12 protein-coding genes are annotated in these 18,886 nt (G+C 34.9%); 3 read left to right on the forward strand and 9 right to left on the reverse strand.

What is annotated here, in order from left to right:
- Positions 1-43 precede the first annotated feature (43 nt).
- Positions 44-1,969: a transglutaminase family protein gene (locus tag KORDIASMS9_RS19545; protein ID WP_114904470.1), complete on the forward strand. Its 1,926-nt coding sequence runs from the start codon at positions 44-46 to the stop codon at positions 1,967-1,969.
- Positions 1,970-1,978: 9 nt separating this feature from the next.
- Complete coding sequence (locus KORDIASMS9_RS19550) at positions 1,979-4,153, forward strand: DUF3857 domain-containing protein (RefSeq protein WP_114904471.1); 2,175 nt, start codon at positions 1,979-1,981, stop codon at positions 4,151-4,153.
- A gap of 362 nt (positions 4,154-4,515) precedes the next feature.
- Here the strand turns inward: KORDIASMS9_RS19550 and KORDIASMS9_RS19555 are convergent, their stop codons facing one another.
- Positions 4,516-4,845 (reverse strand): T9SS type A sorting domain-containing protein, encoded by a 330-nt coding sequence (locus KORDIASMS9_RS19555; RefSeq protein WP_162820066.1) that lies wholly within the window; start codon positions 4,843-4,845, stop codon positions 4,516-4,518.
- Between the two features lie 202 nt (positions 4,846-5,047).
- Between KORDIASMS9_RS19555 and KORDIASMS9_RS19560 the strand changes: the two genes are divergently transcribed.
- Positions 5,048-6,331 carry a hypothetical protein gene (locus tag KORDIASMS9_RS19560; RefSeq protein ID WP_114904473.1) on the forward strand — a complete coding sequence of 428 codons (1,284 nt, stop codon included), beginning with the start codon at positions 5,048-5,050 and terminating at the stop codon, positions 6,329-6,331.
- Between the two features lie 115 nt (positions 6,332-6,446).
- On the opposite strand, the gene KORDIASMS9_RS19565 is transcribed toward KORDIASMS9_RS19560, so the two are convergent.
- The 8 genes from KORDIASMS9_RS19565 to carB all read right to left on the reverse strand — a co-directional run bounded on the left by KORDIASMS9_RS19565 (position 6,447) and on the right by carB (position 18,828).
- Positions 6,447-7,901: a sigma 54-interacting transcriptional regulator gene (locus KORDIASMS9_RS19565; protein WP_114905300.1), complete on the reverse strand. Its 1,455-nt coding sequence runs from the start codon at positions 7,899-7,901 to the stop codon at positions 6,447-6,449.
- Positions 7,902-7,946: 45 nt separating this feature from the next.
- The gene (locus KORDIASMS9_RS19570) at positions 7,947-9,098 is read right to left on the reverse strand and encodes a VWA domain-containing protein (RefSeq protein ID WP_114904474.1); all 1,152 of its coding nucleotides are present in this window, start codon (positions 9,096-9,098) and stop codon (positions 7,947-7,949) included.
- A gap of 327 nt (positions 9,099-9,425) precedes the next feature.
- Complete coding sequence (locus KORDIASMS9_RS19575) at positions 9,426-9,926, reverse strand: hypothetical protein (protein ID WP_114904475.1); 501 nt, start codon at positions 9,924-9,926, stop codon at positions 9,426-9,428.
- Positions 9,927-10,004: 78 nt separating this feature from the next.
- Positions 10,005-11,537 carry an IS1182 family transposase gene (locus KORDIASMS9_RS19580; RefSeq protein ID WP_114902588.1) on the reverse strand — a complete coding sequence of 511 codons (1,533 nt, stop codon included), beginning with the start codon at positions 11,535-11,537 and terminating at the stop codon, positions 10,005-10,007.
- Between the two features lie 273 nt (positions 11,538-11,810).
- On the reverse strand, positions 11,811-12,755 hold the full coding sequence (locus KORDIASMS9_RS19585; RefSeq protein ID WP_114904476.1) for a restriction endonuclease: 945 nt from the start codon (positions 12,753-12,755) through the stop codon (positions 11,811-11,813).
- Positions 12,756-12,989: 234 nt separating this feature from the next.
- A complete protein-coding gene (locus KORDIASMS9_RS19590) occupies positions 12,990-14,432 on the reverse strand; it encodes a transporter substrate-binding domain-containing protein (protein WP_114904477.1) in 1,443 nt (480 codons plus the stop codon).
- 507 nt (positions 14,433-14,939) lie between these two features.
- Positions 14,940-15,563: a hypothetical protein gene (locus KORDIASMS9_RS19595; RefSeq protein WP_162820067.1), complete on the reverse strand. Its 624-nt coding sequence runs from the start codon at positions 15,561-15,563 to the stop codon at positions 14,940-14,942.
- A 409-nt stretch (positions 15,564-15,972) separates the two neighbouring features.
- Positions 15,973-18,828 carry a carbamoyl-phosphate synthase large subunit gene (carB, locus tag KORDIASMS9_RS19600; protein WP_114904479.1) on the reverse strand — a complete coding sequence of 952 codons (2,856 nt, stop codon included), beginning with the start codon at positions 18,826-18,828 and terminating at the stop codon, positions 15,973-15,975.
- Between the last annotated feature and the right edge of the window lie 58 nt (positions 18,829-18,886).

Below are 18,886 nucleotides of genomic sequence, written 5' to 3' on the forward strand. Positions count from 1 at the left end.
AAAAACCTATTTTTATCGCATAATTAAAACCGATTACTCCTACATGAAGCTGAATTCATATTGCTGCTTACTCCTCGTATTGCTTGTAAGCGCTCAAGTCTATTCTCAAAAAAGAATTGATTCCACTCCAGAAGACATCCAAAAAGCAAAAACACTCAAAGAAACGTATGAAGATGATGATGTGGTGTTGCTAGATGCTACCGAAGAAATCCAATTTGGTATTGACCGAAGAACTCAAAATGTGACCGTGAAGCAAAATCTCTCGGAACATTTAATAAACATTAGTTCGCGTTCAGATATTCAGAAGTATATTTTTTATGATAGCTTTTCTAGTATAGAGAAATTTCAATTATCATTTCGCAATAAAAAGAAAGCCAATTTCTTGGTGCAAGATGATTTTTATCAAAGTGATGAAATGTTTTATCACGATGCACGCGTAAAGTATGTAAATGTTGATTTTCCAACGCAAGGCTATCGTTATTATTACAATTTAATCAAAAATTATAAAGACATTAAATACTTTACGTCCATCTACTTTAGTGGGCAACATCCTATTGTGGAAAAGAAAGTAAAATTGATTGTTCCTGATTGGTTAACACTTGAAATCAAAGAATTCAATTTTGAAGGCTACGATATTATCAAAGAGACCAATCGTAATGAAAAATTAAAAGCAACAGAATATATTTTCACGATCAAAAATATGCCTTCCGATCCTAAAGAACTTAATATTTTAGGACCTTCTCACTCCAAACCACATATCCTAATTCTGCCAAAGTCCTTTGAATTTCGCAAGAAAACACTCGCACTTTTTAACGAAACCAAAGATTTGTACAAATGGTATAAATCTCTGGTAGACAGCATGAATGAAAAGCCTGAAAGTTTACAAGCGAAGGTGAAAGAGTTGACAGAAAATGCTGCGACCGACGAAGAAAAGATTAAAAATATTTACTATTGGGTACAAGACAACATTCGTTACATCGCTTTTGAAGATGGAATTGCAGGTTTTAAACCAGACGAATCTCAAAATGTATATAAAAAGAAATATGGCGATTGTAAAGGCATGGCAAATCTCATCAAACAAATGCTAGTTCTTGCTGGTTTTGACGCACGTTTAACCTGGATTGGCACGAAACGTATTGCGTATGATTATTCGATGCCAAATTTGTCAGTGGACAATCACATGATTTGCACGTTGATGATAGACGGAAAACGCTACTTTTTAGACGGAACCGAAAAATACAATCCGTTTGGTGAATATGCCGATCGCATTCAAGGAAGACCTGTGTTGATTGAAGATAATGACGCTTTTATCTTGGATAAAGTTCCTACTGCAACCGTTACGGACAATAAGGAAATGTATCATTCCAAATTAAAAATTGACAATGAAGCGCTAAAAGGTACCGTTACTAAAAAATTTACAGGCGAAAGCAGAGCTACCTTCTTATATGGATATTATTCGATCGGAAATGATAAAAAAGAAGATGTATTGCTTAGTTTTTTAACCAAAGGCGATAAAAATTACATCATTGAAAATATTCAAAACTCAGATTTGAGCAATCGTGAAAAAGATGTGGAACTTTCGTATGATTTGGTATTGAAAAACAAAGTGACTTCGTTTGACAATGAAATTTACATCGACATTGATCACAATCAAGATTTGAAACAGTTAGATTTAACAGAGCGTAAAAATGATTATTCTTTCTCGTATAAGAAAAATATAGAAACCATTGTAGAATTGGACATTCCGGCTGGATATAAAGTAAAAGAACTTCCGAAAGGATTCAAAGCTTCCACGGACGATTTTGAAGTTTCTATTGATTTTTCTGTTAAAGGAACTAAAATCATGTATCATAAAAACTTCGAATTCAAAAATGCCGTCATTTCCAAAAAATACTTTACACAATGGAATGAAACGTTAAAAAAAATTCAAAATAGCTATCAAGAGCAGTTAATCTTGGTAAAATCATAAATCAATACTATGCTACAAAAAATAGTTGCTTGCGCATTGGTACTTTTTACAGTATCAATCTCAGCTCAGAACCGTCAACAAATTAAAATTAAAAACATTTTTTGGGGAGAAAATGACGCTCAAAAAGGAATTGTTGACATTCCTGAGAAATGGCAAAATGAATCTGCGGTTATTTTATACCAAGAATACTTTCATGACTATCACAAATATGCCAAAAGAGTGCGTTACACAAGTTCTGTACGAATGCGTGTAAAAATGTTGGACAAAGCGGCAATTGAAGATTTTTCAGAATTCTCATTCCAAAAAAACCTACGAGTACGAAGAGGTTTTTGGGGGAAAGAAGAAAAAAAGTTCATCGGAGTAAAAATCGTGAAACCCAATGGTGAAGAACGTGTGATTAAAGTCGATAAAGAAGCGGTAAAAACAGACGACGAATATAAACTGGCCATTTCTGGCTTGGAAGTTGGGGATGTTTTAGACTATTATGTGTATACAATTGAACCATTCATCGAAAAAAATGGATACGCTTTTGAACCGATTACCAACTTTTTGGCGAATGAATATCCTACCAAAAAATTCGTTTTAAAATTTAACACGGAAAATGATTTTTTCATCAACTTTAACAGCTATAACGGCGCACCAAAATTGCAAGAAATTGATACGAAAAAGCGAAACGATCGCAGGTATGTTTTAGAAGCAGAAAACATTGAAAAAACAAAATTTCCATATTGGTATGCTCCACTTCGCGAATTGCCGTTTTTTAAATTTCAAGTTACATTTTCAAGATCGGGAAGTTTTGAAAAAAATGTATTTAATTTTATTTCTAAATCTGAAAAAGAAATCAAAACGGAAGTAACGGCAGATGAAGTTCTTTCTGTTTACGAAAATGCTTTTGAAAATTTTAATTCCAAACCTACAAAATTTCATAAATACTTTAAAAAGAAAAGTCTAACGGAAGACGAATTGGCGCGTGAAGCCTATTATTATTTAAGACATTTTTACTTTACCAACTATTTTGAAGGTTCTGTATTGAGTGAAGCCAAAATTATAGGATATTTTGGAGATGAATCCAATCCTGATTATTTCTTTTTAAGCAATCCCAATCGTTTTATAGCTGTGTATTGTGGTATGCTAAAAAAGAATTTCATTCCTTTTGATATCATCGTTGCCAAAGACCGAAGCGAAGGAAACATCAAAGACTTATTATTTACTAGCGAAGCAGAAACGGTTGTTCGTGTCAACTTACAAAAACCCTTGTATGTTTCTGTATATGATCCGTATAGCAACTTAGAAACCATCAATCCGATGATTGAAAATACCGAAGCGTATGCGCTAACATATTCGTATGATGATAAAGAATTGTCAAGTGTAAGTACAATTACAATTCCAGGCTCAAAAGCCAGTGATAACAAACAAGTAGAAACGATGAACGTTACCTTTAGTGACACTTTTGATCAGATAAATTTCTCTAAAAAAAGTGAATCTTACGGGCATTTAAAAAATCCTTTACAGGATGAAGTCTTATTCTTTTTTGATTATTTGGATGAAGATTACCAAAAATACGGAACTGAAGGCTACATCAATAAAGTGCGCAAAAAAAAGAACAAAGCTAGATATCGCAAAGAATACAACGCATTGATTGATAAACTAAAGGAACGCCAACTAAAACTAATGCATAGCAAGCTTTCTAGTGAATTTGATGCGTTAGAAATTGAAGAAGATCACACACTCAACATCATCAATACAGGTCGTTACAGTGCGGAAACACCTTTTACGTATGAGCAAGATTTTGTAATGAAAAACCAACTGGTAAAAAAAGCAGGAAAAAACTATCTATTTGAAGTTGGGCGATTAATTGGCGGACAAGTTTCTGTGACGCAAGATGAAGTAGATCGGGAACAAAACATTCACCGTCCGTTTCCAAAATCGTATGAAAATAACATCAGTATTACCATTCCTGAAGGCTATAAAGTAGCTGGTTTGGACAAATTAAATAAAAACGTTGCCAATGAAACTGGAGGTTTTGAAAGCTCGGCTACGGTTGAAGGAAACATTTTAAAAATTAAAACCTTAAAATACTATAGCAATTACGACGAGCCAAATAGCAATTGGAATAAATTACGTGCATTTTTGGACGAAGCGTATCAATTTACACAAGAAAAAATTATGTTTCGAAAGCTTTGACGCTTAGATGGGTTTTGGGTTTAGAATTTCAATACGAATTCCTATAGTTTTTCTTTACAAACTCAAACAATAAAAAGCGTTCTTCAAAATAATACCAGTTACATTTAAAATGGTGTTTTGGATACGAAGTTGCTTTGGCTGTATAGGATGCTGTGAATGGTTTGCATAGCTTAGCTACGGAAAGCATTCGCAAAGAACTAAACTGCCAAATGAACGAGTTTATAAACATCATTTTATGTGTAAATTGGTATAATTCAACACTTAAAATTCAACATCAAAAACTCAGCATCCAACACTTAGAAGTTCATTCAAAATAAACTTCTCAACTCATAAACTCATAAACTCATAAACTAAAAAAAGAATTACTTCTTCACGAAGCGCTTGGTAATAGATTTTTTGTCAGTAATAACTTTTACAAGGTAGATTCCAGACTTCCAAGAGGAAATATCAACAGCATTGTGCATTGTGGTTAATTTCCCTGTGTAAATTTTTCTTCCCAACAAATTATATACTTCAACGGAAGCATTTGTTTTTTGGGACAAACGAATGTTCAATTCATTCACGCCAGGATTTGGAGAAATAGTAAAAACGGTTTCTGTATTTGAAGCAAATTGATTGCCAGTAGAACTTTGTGCTAAAGTCACTGTGCTGAAAGAAAGTAGTAAAATAAATAAAAGTAATCGTTGCTTCACTCGTAATAGATTTGGTGTATTTACACAAATGTAATAATTATTTAGAGAAATGTTCTTTTTTTTAACATTGAATATACAATTTTTTAATTTATATCAGTAAAACTACGTGGTTCTATATTCGCGTGAAAATCTTCTGTTACTCCTATTTTTTTAGCTGTTTATTTGTAAGTATTAGTATTAACACTCACAATGAAAAAAAGCAATGAATCCTACTACTCAACTACTTAAACAAATATATAGCTTATCATTTTCTGCAAATTCGGCTTCTGGTCTATCTTGGTCACAAAACGATTGTAAGAGCGGTATGATTGAAATGCAAGCGTATGTAACCAAAGTAGCACACGATGTGCTTGCTAAAACAAAAAACATTATTGGCAATTGGACACCTATTTGGGGACCGATCGTCTATGCAAACGATGCTACAGCGACTTCAATTCATGCTGATAATACGATGGGAATGTATTATAACGAGAGTGAAAATACGATTGTCATTGCCATTGCTGGAACAAACGTAAATTCACCATACGGTTGGTTGGTAGAAGATTTCTCAGTTCACAAAACTGTTTCTTGGGAATTGGTGACAGGCGTGCCAAGCTCAGGAAATATCTCTACAGGAACACATATTGGTCTGAATATTTTATTAGACATGACCAACAACAAAAAAGTTTCACTCATTACAGCATTGACCAATTTTTTAGCAGATAATTCCGATTTGCAAAATGTGCAAGTTGCCGTAGCGGGGCACAGTTTAGGCGGAGCGCTCTCTCCTACACTAGCCTTGTATTTAGTAGATACAAAAAGTGAATGGGATCCGACAAATAAAACATCGGTTGGCGCATTTCCAACGGCTGGACCCACACCTGGTGATGAAGGATTTGCTTCGTATTATGAAAAACAAATTAATGCAAAAAAAATATACTATTTAAGTCAACACAATGCGTTAGATGTAGTGCCACATGCATGGGAAAAGGACGATTTGGCAAAGATTCCTACCATTTATGACGAATACATAAAACAACCAACAGATGCGAATCCTGCAGAAACATTAACAGGAACTTTGGCAACGGTTGCAGCCTTGAATGCATTGTCATCTAAAAACATTGCGGGCATTCCTGTAAATCGTTACAAGCAGATTTCACCATCTACTACGTTGCAAGGAACATTCAACTCAGCCATTGATGATCTCATTCTAAAAAAATTGGCACTCATCAAATTGGTGTTGCCAAATACATTGGGAAAATATGCTGTGTATTTACGAAATTTAGTGCGTTTTGCAGCGCAAGCAGGAGCACAACACGTACCAGCGTATTACACATTATTAGATATTGAAACGTTTATGAATGCTTATAAAGAAATTTTAGCCGCTAACAAACCAAGTGGTTTGGTTATTCATGAACCTTATGAACAAGCCGTACAATCGATTGCCAAGATTGATTTGCGAAAAATTGACGAAGCAGCCATGAAATTGGCGGAAGATCATCACTAGACTTTTTAGGATAGTGGCTAACCAACCATTTATTTATTGTTCAAAAAATGTTTCCAAAAAATCAGTTGATTTCGCGGAAACATTTTTATTTGAAATACTTTTTTTGATACAATTTTTAGCTAAAGAAGTGCTTTCCGTAACCCGCAGAATCAATCGTAAATGCAGCACTATTTTCAGAACGATCTAACTTGTTATTAATCGTCAATGCCCACAAAATTAATTCTTTACAAAATGCCTGATCTTCCTTGCTATAATCAGCCGCGTATTCTTTAATGATTTCGTCCAAAGGCTTTACACTGTTGATACTTGCGTAGAATTCTTCATCAGAATCTGTGTAGTTCAATTCGATAAAGTTATCATTAAACCATGCGACTACGTCTGTATAGGTCGTTTTTACGCCTTCTTTTTCCAATTTTGGTACGCGTGGAAAGATATCTTCAAATTGTGTCATCACGGCGTTGTCAATCAATATTTTTGCAACTTCATCGGCACCTTCTTGTTCGCCTTCGTACACCAATTCAATTTTTCCCGTGATGGATGGAACGATCGACATAAAATCGACCAAGCGAATCGTGGTTTGCTCCGCTCCTGTTTCAATCAAACGCAATTTGGCAGCAGCCATTAAGTTTTCCATCGCACTAATCGTTAAACGCGCACTGACACCACTTTTTTCATCTACATATTCACTATTTCGTGCTGCAAAAGCCACTTCTTCTAATAAATCCTTTGCCATGTTTGGAATCTTGATAGCCAATTTGTCTTCCGTAGAAACGTTTGCTTCTTGTTCTGTAATTTTTCGTGCCAAGGCAATCGACTTCGGATAATGTGTAAAAATCTGTGAACCAATTCTATCTTTCAACGGCGTTACAATGCTTCCTCGGTTTGTATAATCTTCTGGATTTGCCGTAAATACAAATTGAATATCCAACGGCATTCGCAACTGAAAACCACGAATTTGCACATCGCCTTCTTGCAAAATATTGAACAATGACACTTGAATGCGCGCTTGCAAATCAGGCAATTCGTTGATGACAAATATCGAGCGGTTTGCACGCGGAATCATTCCGTAATGCAACACGCGTTCATCCGAATATGGCAATTTCAAGGTTGCTGCTTTGATCGGATCAATATCACCAATTAAATCAGACACATTTACATCGGGCGTTGCCAGTTTTTCAAAGAAACGTTCCGATCTGTGTACCCAAGAAATGGGCGTTTCGTCACCGTGTTCGGCTAGTAAATCTTTTGCATATTTAGAAATCGGCTGAAACGGACTGTCGTTGATTTCTGAACCTTTTACAATCGGCATGTATTCGTCTAACAAATCCACCATACTACGTGCAATTCGCGTTTTGGCTTGTCCACGCAATCCTAGCAAATTAATGTGATGACCAGCTAACAGTGCTTTTTTCAACTGTGGAATTACCGTGTCTTCATATCCCAATAAACCTTCAAAAACAGGTTCATTTCCTTTGATGCGCGCAATTAAATTCGCTTGAATTTCTTCGTTAATTGTTTTGTGTGCGTATTCAGAATCTTTTAATTCTTTGAGCGTGATTTCTTTTTGCATGTTTTTTGTATGAGTTTGAAACGTCATATTTTCATATAACTGTTTTTATCGTATTCTTCTTTTTCTGTTTTTTTCGTAATCTTCAAAAATCATTTGTCCCAAGCCAGACAACCCAGTTAGGAATGCTTTTCCTCTGTTTTGTTCGGTAAATATTTCCACAAACCTTCGTAGGTGCGGATCTTGGGCAATCATAAACGTGGTGATGGGAATTTTGAGTTTTCGTGCTTGTGCTGCTTTGTTGAGACATTGCGAAACGATGCGTTCGTCCAATCCGAAACTATTTTTGTAAAATTCGCCATTGGGTAAGGTCAGACAGCTTGGTTTTCCGTCTGTAATCATAAAAATTTGCTTGTTGGTATTTCGCTTTCGGCGGAGAATATCCATTGCCAATTCCAATCCTGCCACTGTATTGGTGTGATACGGACCCACTTTTAAATACGGCAAATCTTTAATTTTGATTGGCCATGCTTCGTTTCCAAAAACGATTACATCAATGGAGTCTTTCGGATACTTGCGATGAATCAATTCTACCAACGCCATCGCGACTTTTTTTGCAGGTGTGATGCGATCTTCTCCATACAGAATCATGGAGTGACTGATATCAATCATCAAAACCGTGCTCATTTGCGCTTTGTGTTTGGTTTCTTCAACGATCAAATCATTTTCTGTGATGCGTAAATCGCCAATTCCATTGTTCACTTGTGCATTTTTGATGCTTTCCGTCATGTTGATCATTGCCAAATCGTCTCCAAACTGAAACGCGCGATGATCGCCTACTTTTTCATCGCCAACACCTTGTTTTGCTGTTCGGTGGTTTCCCAAACCGCTTTTCTTTAGCTTTCCGAAAATTTGTTCTAAAGCGTATGAACGCAGTGCAGCTTCCAATTTTGCCGTCAGCAGTTTTTTTCCTGTTCCGGGTCCGTTGCCAGTGTTTCCCTTCTCGGGATCGATTTCTTCTTTGATATATCCACGTTTCTTCAGATCGTTTTCAAAATCTTGCAACGTATATTCATCTGAAAAAATTTGATATTCTTTATCGAGCGTTTCCAACCAATCAAACGCTTCTTCAATATCGCCTGAAGTATGCGTAAGAATATCTTTAAAAATATCAAACACACGTTCAAAATGCGATACTTCTTCTGGAATGTGCTTACTGAATGTGAAGCCTTTTCCGTAATTAAAATTCATAGTATTCATTCGGTATTCCTTTCTCTTTCTAACCTAGTAAATTAAGAAGTCTTCACTAGTTTTTCTTTTTATTGTAAAAATACGGAAAAGATTGGAGACTTGTTGTTTGTACTATATTCTTTTATGTAGGGTTGTGTTTTTTAGGGAGAATACTTATATTTTTTTAATTGCTTGCAACGTTATTAGTAAAGATATCTTCTTTGCTTTTTAGTTATCTTGGCGTGATGAAATACTTAGGTTAGAATTTCATAACAAGAGCCAAGAAAATGCTCAAAAGTGTTGAGAATGGCTTGTTTTTGGAATTATTGGTTTGTGGAATGGTTACCATTGTTGTGCTTAGTTTTTTCTATTTATTAATTCGATTTCAATTTTCTTTTTCAAGTCAGTTTTTAAGTCCACTCTTACAGGCTTAAATTCGATTTTTTCCTCAAACTTTTCATTAAAATTGTTTATATAATCATCTGACTGTTCAGCGAGAAATTCCGAAAAGTGATTAATTCCAATTGAAAATTCCAAGTCAATGATTGAGTCTGTATTCGGTTTAGTTTGAAAATAAGCAAATTGTCTCAGACTGCTTAATCCTCTATAATATCCGAGTGTATTTCTTTCTTTATTAAAAATATGACAGTAAAGTTCGTAAGGCCTTTTCTGTAAATAATTCCAACTAGATTTAAATTCAGAGCACGATGTGTCGTTCCAAGAAATAAAATATCCGCCAGGTTCAAATTCCAGATACATTTCTATTTCCATTTTCATTTGGTCAATATTCAATTTTTTCGGTTTGTCAGAACAACCAAATAGAATTCCAAAAATCAGTATGTAAATTATTCTTTTCAAGATTTTCCCAAATTACGCAAAACGGCAGTCTGTCTCAAAACTACCTATTAAGATTCTAATTTACACTAAATTTTAAAATTACGCAGCTATTTTAAATACTTCTTGTCTTTTATAGAATAATGATTTTAACACGCCAATATTGCTCTTTTTGGGCTCATGTAAGCGGTTGAGCCTTCTAAAATGGCACAAACAGTGTTTTTTGCTACTCCTTGAAGCTTTACGGATATTGATAATTCTTTTCAGATTATAGGCTAAAGCAATCAATCCAAAATCAGCAGATGCCGATTCAATTGTTCGTTTCGTAATAATATAATCAAAACCCCATTGTCTTTTAATGGTTCCAAAGGGATGTTCTACGATAGCTTGTCGCTTTTTGTATGTTGTTTCATTGGTTTTTACTCGTTTTGCATTGGCTTCAATTGCATAGGCATACTGACTTCGCTGTACGATCTTTCCATTGACTTTAGCTGTTGTACATAAGTTCCTAACAGGGCAAGTTTTACATGCCTTGGTTTTATATTGTTTGAACTTATAGTTACGTGTCTTATACCAATTTTGGTTACTTGTTAGTTCTTGTTCTTTTGGGCATATATAACAATCTTTGTGCTTATCATATTTAAAATATTCTACATTATATTTAGGATCAGGAGCTTGACTGGCTCTTCCTATATTTGGTATAGCTACTAAAGTTTTTATTCCTAATGTATGTGCAGTATCAAATTCACTTCCTGTATGATATCCTTTATCGTAAAGAGCTGTAAACTGATGATGCCTTAAAATAGATTTAGCTCTTCTGAGCATCATTCCCATTGCTTTTTTATCGTTTTGATTGGTCACTTTATAATCAATAAGTATGTTATGTTTTTCGTCAACAGTAGTTTGTGCAGTATAGCAAACTTCTGTTATCATTCCTCTTACTATTTGATGTCTGCTGTCTGGATCACTCGTAGATAACTGAGGATTTTCAGTAGTTGTATCAGCTTCTAATTCTTGCTTTATCTGCGTATACTTAACTTGATGTCGTTTATGATTTTCAATATTTTTCTGAATTTGAGCTTTACTATCATTATCAGCAGTAGCCAATTCTGCATTGTATTGTGATAGTTTTTTATCAATATATGCTAAATGCCGTTCAATCTTTTTCTTATTGTAATTATTCTTCTTGCTATTCTGCGCTCTTAATTTGGTAGAATCACCCGCGATAAGAACTCCACCAATCAAGTTAAAGTTCTTTGCAATGGTTACACTTTGCCTGAAAACTCGTTTGATAGCTTTTGGATTTTCTTTTCTAAAACGCGCTATCGTATTATGATCTGGTTTAAGATTTTTCAAAAGCCACATCACTTCAATATTTCGGGAGCATTCTTTTTCCAAAACTCTGGAGGATCGAGTGCGATTCATATACCCATAGATATATAACTTTAGTAAATCAGCAGGGTTGTAAGGTGGTCTTCCTTGAGAAGCTATGGCATCAAAACCTAATTCTTGCAAATTAAGTGTGTTGACAAATTCGTCTATAAATCGTACTGAATTATCTTGAGGTATCATATCGTCAAGACAAGTAGTATATAATGTAAGTTGTGTCCTAGAATCTCCTTTTAAATATTCCATACTTAAATATCGGAATATTTAAGATAAATAGAAAATTATGTGTGGGTTTTGAGACAGTCTGACGGTTTTGTGTATGGCTCGTTGCGTACAAATTAGCAATTATTTTTCGGATGAAACACAAGCAGAATTTTTAAATTTTACTATTAATATTTTTATTGGAAACCGTCAAATTTAAAAATTTGGCGACTTTCCAAAAACGCCCAAGCCTTCGTATTAGCAATGACTTGCGCTATTTTTTATATACAATGTTATACAAGCTGGCTTTTCCGATGTTTAAAGCCAATCCATTAGTCCATTTTGAAGATAGAATTTTACTTTTTCTTTTTCTTCGGTCGTTTGTTCTCTTGATATATGAGGATAAGCATTTAAAAAAAGTCTTTTTAGTTTATCAAAGACTTCGTCATTTGCTTTTTCGCCACCTTTTTGAAAAGAATTCATCCAAGCCATAAGTTTTTTAATGTAGGTAATTGGTGATATAAAGTCAGTAATGTCAACCCATTCGTCCATCATCATTTCATCCTGCATATATTTACTTTTCAAAATAGCATCGCATTTACCTTTACAACTATAATAAGCCTTCTCATATGGATAATGAACTGGTGGTTCAACATCAAAATCTGAAAATCTTCTCATAGTTACAAATATTCCCATTTTAGTCTTTAACAAATCTTCATTACAATACTCACAATGAATGCTTGTTTTGTCTGCAAAAATTTTGGCTGGTTTTGGATTTTCTACTTTGTATTTCTCAAAACTAATAGGAAAATATCTACTTGCTAATCTAATTCCCTCTGGTGATTCCAGCATTATTTTTTCAATTCTTTCTTTATCAAATGAGTCAATTTGAGTTTTCTTTTTAAGTCCCTCAAAGTTTTTGCCTAAAGATGTTGCTGGCAATGTTGAATAAAACCCTAAAAATCCGTCACATTCGTGAACACTAATTCTATCCAAAATATTTGGTTCATCTGAGTCATTAATAGATTTTCCGCTATGTGCATAATGTTTACAACTAACTAACCATTTGATGTTAGTCACTCCTGAAATTCCGTGTCTCGATTCTTGAACAATTAAATCTTTTTTTCCATCAGCTCCTCTGTCAGGTTGTTGAATGATTTCGTATCCCAATATTTCAAGAAAATCTCTACTGAATAATTCAAACGTATCTTGGTCGCCATTCCCAGTATTTGCTTTTGGTATTTCCTTAAAATCTAAAATCATAGAGTTGTTTTTTTTAGCTTGCTTGTAACGTATGTATAACAAGAATTACTGTTATCATACTGAATTTAGTAAATAACAGGTACAAATTTCACAACAACTTCCTGTTATTTTCCATAAATGTAAAACAAAACCCACATATACACAATGAGGTTTTCCGTAAAGAAAAAATGATTCATGAATTTATGATAAAAATAGACTCTTACCTATACTTGTTTTTAAGAAGTTGCTTGTTTTTTATTGCGGAATAAATTGTTTGTAATGTTCGTAGCGTAAAAATATATTTTTCACATATTTGTAGGGTTCTGTTCCTCTGACAAAGCCATGTTTCACGACTTCATCTGAGTAGTATTTCTTTTCTGATAATTTTAGTATGTACTTTTCCACATTTTCGTCCCACCGATTCGGATCATCTCCATTTTTTTCTGCCAAGCGCATGGCATCAAAAACGTGACCTGCACCACAGTTAAACGCCGCTAGAGTGAATTTTATTTTTTGGATGGAATCTTCAACAGTTTCAAACTTCTCGCGCATACTATCCAAATATTTTACGCCACCACGTATATTTTCTATTGGGTTTAAACTGTTGCTTACACCAACTTCTTTTGCCGTAGCTGGCATCAATTGTATTAAACCGCTTGCGCCTGCCCACGACTTTGCTTTCGGATTAAACCGTGATTCCTGATATATTTGAGAACATAGAAAACGCCAATCCCATCCTATTATAGCAGCATTTTCTTTTATGATAGCATCGTATTTACTAATTTTATTACTGTTTTTGCTGTAAAAATCGCTTTTAATTCTTCCTCTGTATGATTTCCTACTTTTAAAATATTTATTGTAAATAGCATAGTAATCGTTTGATTCTTTCTCTTTAATAATCCAATTGTTTATGGCTTTTAGTAATTCAGGAGAATTCTGTCGTACCGCCCATGCAATGCGTTGCGAAAACGAAATTCTGGTATCAATATGAAGTATTGGATAATAGGTTTTATTGACAGCTGCAATGTTATAATCAGCCACTGTTCTCTCAATTTCGCCATTGACAACCATTTTAATTATTTCGTCCGTAGTTTTATCTCCTTTGATATATTTTATTGGAATTTCTGAACCAATTTCGCCCTGTAAGTTTTTAAGTCTTTCAGCATACGATGAGTTTTCTCTAACCCATACGGTATCGCCAATGAGTTCCAATGTATTTGAAATTACATGCTTATCAATTTTATAACCTGGCAGTGAGCGCCAATTTTTGGGCATTCGTTGTACTAAAGCTTGGTGCGTAACATAATGGTTTTCCGTAAAACTTACCAACTTTTTTCTAGGCTCAGTGATCGTTAAACCATAGGCTATTAAATCGCCATCACCATTGTTCAACATGTCAAATAAATCATCAATATCTTTGGCAATTGTTATTTTCAGTTCTAAGTCTAAGTCTTTTGCCAAGCGAGATAACAGCTCATACTCAAAACCCATTGGCATTCCTTTGTATAAAAAATAACTTGTAGAATTGTAAATAGCGATGGCATGCAAAACACCATCTTCTTTGATAGCTTTTAAGTCTTTAGTCACTTTATAAGGCAAAGCGGTTTCATTACCTTCATTAAGATTTTTGTTTCCATCAGAACAGCTTGAGAGCAGTATGAAAACGGCAATAAGTAAGACAGTTATTTTTATATTCATATCCTATAAAAATAGCGAATTAAATAGCCTGTGCCAAAATTTGTTTAGACAATTAGATGATTGGATATTAAATAAACTGAGAAAAGTTTATTGTAAAAGTAGAAGAGAAATGTCTTTACATACTTCGAGAAAGCTCAGTATAAAAGCGATCGTGAAAAAATTTGCCTCTCGTTAGTTCCACAAACAAATTGCTTCAGCACTATCATTTTTCTTAATGGCATTTCATAAAAAAACGCTCCCAAAAACCGAGTTAGGTTCTGGGAGCATTTTTTATATTATACCAATTTTACTTTAAGATGCGAAGTTTCTTTGACATTATAGAACGCTGCGAATGTTTTGCATAGCCTTAGTTACGGAAAATAGTCGCGAAAAAATAGAATGCTGAATGAACGAGCTTATTTGTTACATCTTATAGTAGAATTGGTATTAGTTATGATGAAAACTCTTTGTAACCATTAGAATTAGTTTCCTAATTAGGGTACTTAACTAATATTTTTAAAGAGTTTATTAACAGTTTTTCCCGCAAACCTTTGTTGTAAATGTACCAACTTGCACTTGAACATTGGCACAATCGCCAATATTACTAATTTCAGCACTAAGATAACTAGCGACTGCGTTTGAGACACATTGTTGCGGATTGCTCAAGTTTCCACAGGAAGCTAGTTGTGTATATCCCTGCAGACATCTAGCAAGATCAATATTTTCTAAATCGCCAGGTACGCTTTTTGCATACGTATTTGTTTTTTGATCAAAATAGTGCGCGCTTAGTATCTTCTTAGTGTCTGAATTAAATTCAATTATACCTAAAATCACTGCTTTTCCGTCTGAAAAGTTGATATCCAGTAGTAAATCTGTAGTTTCAGAATTTTTAATCAAATCGTTAGAATCGGTAATGATATGATGCATTGCTGCGTCAATTTTACCTAATAATTCTTCTTTGTCAGTATACTTAAATACGTTGATTGCTTTGCCAAAGGATGATTTGCTCAAATCAATTTCAATATTGCTAAAATCTATGTCAGTTTGATCTTGAGTATTGGTAGATTCTTCAGAACAAGCATATATGCTTACCATTAAAATGATAAGTGCAAAACTCTTAATTAACAGATGGTGTTTTCTTTGGAATTTCATGATTGGTTAGTTTTTTAATGTGTGTAATGTTTCTTAAATAAATGTTTTTTCGTGTGTACGAATTAAAATTATTTACCTTTACAAAACCTGATTTAATAACATCTTGCAATCTTTCAAGTATCATAAATATAAGAATTTTAAGCTTAAAAAACAGTTATTTCTTACAAATTTAAGAAACTATTTTTCACTTTCCTTACGGTTTTCCACAAGAATGCAACTTTCAAGACAAAATAAAACGCTCTCAGAAAGCCATTTGGTTTCTGAGAGCGTTTTATTTTAGTTATACGTTGAAACGTTCCAAAGTACATACAATAAAGAATACTGAGCGAAGTTAAACACACAGCACTGAGCCTGTCGAACACATTGGCACTGAGCCTGTCGAACGCGCTGCACTGAGCCTGTCGAAGTGCTACTTACTCAAATACATTTTTCTACGTGAATATAAGTTATAGAAATCATCGTCTTTTAAGCTGTCAATGAATAAGATGCTTTCTCCTGTACTTTTCATTTCTGGTCCTAAACGCTTGTTTACGTTCGGGAATTTGTTGAAAGAGAATACCGGTTGCTTAATAGCATATCCTTCTAATTGCGGATTGAAATCAAAATCCGTCACTTTCTTCTCTCCTAGCATTACTTTGGTGGCATAGTTTACATACGGCTCTTTGTACGCTTTCGCGATAAAAGGAACGGTACGTGATGCTCTTGGATTGGCTTCAATGATATACACCATATCGTCTTTGATGGCAAACTGAATGTTGATCAATCCGACAGTATTTAATGCTAAGGCGATCTTTTTTGTGTGATCTTTGATTTGCTGCATGACAAACTCGCCTAAGTTAAACGGCGGCAAAGTAGCGTTAGAATCTCCTGAGTGAATTCCACACGGCTCAATATGCTCCATGATTCCAATAATGTACACGTTTTCCCCATCGCAAATCGCATCAGCTTCCGCTTCTATCGCACCATCTAAGTAATGATCTAGTAGAAGCTTATTGTTTGGAATTTTACGTAACAAATCGACCACAGTTTCTTCCAATTCTTGCTTGTTGATCACAATTTTCATTCCTTGTCCACCCAACACATACGAAGGTCGCACCAAGATTGGGAAATCTAATTCGTCTGCCAATGCCAACGCTTCATCTGCGTTTTCAGCTACTCCAAATTCTGGATATGGAATGTTGTTTTCTTTTAATAAGGTTGAAAAACTTCCTCGATCTTCCGCTAAATCTAACGATTGGAAGGTGGTTCCTATGATTTTAACGCCGTGTCTGTCTAGCTTTTCCGCTAGTTTCAACGCCGTTTGCCCACCAAGTTGCACGATGACACCTTCAGGCTTTTCATGTTGAATGATATCGTAAATATGTTCCCAATAAACAGGTTCAAAATATAATTTATCTGCTGTATCAAAATCGGTCGAAACCGTTTCAGGATTACAGTTGATCATAATGGTTTCATACCCACATTCAGCCGCAGCTAACACGCCATGCACACAACAATAATCGAACTCAATTCCTTGTCCAATTCGGTTTGGACCTGAACCCAACACAACAATTTTCTTTTTGTCAGAGACAATACTTTCGTTGTGAACGTAACGCTCACCATCAGCAGTTTCAATCTCTGCTTCGAATGTAGAATAGTAATAAGGCGTTTTTGCCGTAAATTCTGCCGCACAGGTATCTACCAATTTGTACACGCGTTTAATACCTAATTCTTCACGCTTTTTGTACACTTGACTTTCCCAACAACCCAACATGTGTGCAATTTGTCTATCGGCAAATCCTTTCTGTTTGGCTTCTAACAGTAAATCTCTCGTGATGGTATCAATGGTATTGTGAGATGAAATTTCTTTTTCAAGATTGTATAATTCCTCATACTGCTTTAAGAACCACATGTCGATTTTTGTAATTTCGAAGATTCTGCTCAAAGGAATTCCCATCTGAATGGCATCATAAATGACAAAAACACGATCCCAAGAAGCGTTGGTCAACTTGCTGATGATTTTGTCATATTCTTTATATCCTTTTCCATCGGCTCCTAAGCCATTACGTTTAATTTCAAGTGATTGTGTGGCTTTGTGAAGTGCTTCTTGAAACGAACGTCCAATTCCCATCACTTCACCAACGGCTTTCATTTGCAAGCCTAACGTACGATCGGAACCTTCAAACTTGTCAAAGTTCCATCGTGGTATTTTTACAATTACATAATCCAACGTTGGCTCAAATAAAGCTGATGTCGATTTTGTAATTTGATTGTCTAATTCGTCTAAGGAATACCCAATTGCCAATTTTGCAGCAATTTTTGCAATCGGATATCCAGTCGCTTTACTCGCCAAAGCAGAAGAACGCGATACACGCGGATTGATTTCTATGGCAATAATATCTTCTTGATCGTCTGGACTTACGGCAAACTGCACATTACATCCTCCTTCAAAATCCCCAATGCTACGCATCATCAAAATCGCCATGTCACGCATTTTTTGATACGTACGATCAGATAAGGTCATAGCCGGCGCAACAGTAATTGAATCTCCTGTATGAATTCCCATCGGATCCATATTTTCAATAGAACAGATAATAACAACGTTATCATTTTTATCGCGCAACAACTCCAATTCGTATTCTTTCCAACCCATCATTGCTTTGTCAATCATGACTTCGTGAATGGGAGATGCTTCCAACCCGCGACGTAACAATTCGTCAAAATCTTTCGGGTCGTATACTATAGAAGCTCCTGCTCCACCTAAGGTATACGAAGCTCTAATTACTAATGGAAAACCAAAATCTTGGGCAATTTCTTTTCCTTTTAAGAACGATGTTGCTGTGGCTTGTGGTGCCATTCCGACACCAATTTTCCCCATGAGTTCTCTAAATTTTTCACGATCTTCTGTAATGTTAATCGCTTCAATATCAACTCCAATGAGTTTGATTCCAAAATCTTCCCAAATTCCTTTTTCATCGGCTTCAATACACAAGTTCAAAGCAGTTTGTCCACCCATTGTTGGTAAAACGGCATCAATATTTGGATGCTTTTTCAGCACTTCAATAATGGAACGTGTGTTTAAAGGTTTTAAATATACATGATCCGCCATAGAAGGATCGGTCATGATGGTTGCAGGATTTGAATTGATTAAGATGGTTTCAATTCCGTCTTCTCTTAGTGAGCGTAATGCTTGTGATCCTGAATAATCAAATTCACAAGCTTGACCAATGACGATTGGTCCTGATCCAATAATTAAAATTGAATTTAAGTCTTCTCTTTTTGGCATTATGTTGGTTTGTGTTGTGTTGCGTAAAAATAAAAAAACATTGGGTACAAAAAAAGGT

It is taken from the genome of Kordia sp. SMS9, assembly GCF_003352465.1.
Lineage (GTDB): Bacteria > Bacteroidota > Bacteroidia > Flavobacteriales > Flavobacteriaceae > Kordia.

Bases quoted from the DNA above. Each gene is read 5' to 3' on its own strand.
- KORDIASMS9_RS19585 (WP_114904476.1), bottom strand. From the start codon at position 12,755: ATGATTTTAGATTTTAAGGAAATACCAAAAGCAAATACTGGGAATGGC.
- KORDIASMS9_RS19590 (WP_114904477.1), bottom strand. From the start codon at position 14,432: ATGAATATAAAAATAACTGTCTTACTTATTGCCGTTTTCATACTGCTC.
- KORDIASMS9_RS19565 (WP_114905300.1), bottom strand. From the start codon at position 7,901: ATGCAAAAAGAAATCACGCTCAAAGAATTAAAAGATTCTGAATACGCA.
- KORDIASMS9_RS19545 (WP_114904470.1), top strand. From the start codon at position 44: ATGAAGCTGAATTCATATTGCTGCTTACTCCTCGTATTGCTTGTAAGC.
- KORDIASMS9_RS19570 (WP_114904474.1), bottom strand. From the start codon at position 9,098: ATGAATACTATGAATTTTAATTACGGAAAAGGCTTCACATTCAGTAAG.
- carB (WP_114904479.1), bottom strand. From the start codon at position 18,828: ATGCCAAAAAGAGAAGACTTAAATTCAATTTTAATTATTGGATCAGGA.
- KORDIASMS9_RS19560 (WP_114904473.1), top strand. From the start codon at position 5,048: ATGAATCCTACTACTCAACTACTTAAACAAATATATAGCTTATCATTT.
- KORDIASMS9_RS19550 (WP_114904471.1), top strand. From the start codon at position 1,979: ATGCTACAAAAAATAGTTGCTTGCGCATTGGTACTTTTTACAGTATCA.
- KORDIASMS9_RS19595 (WP_162820067.1), bottom strand. From the start codon at position 15,563: ATGAAATTCCAAAGAAAACACCATCTGTTAATTAAGAGTTTTGCACTT.
- KORDIASMS9_RS19580 (WP_114902588.1), bottom strand. From the start codon at position 11,537: ATGGAATATTTAAAAGGAGATTCTAGGACACAACTTACATTATATACT.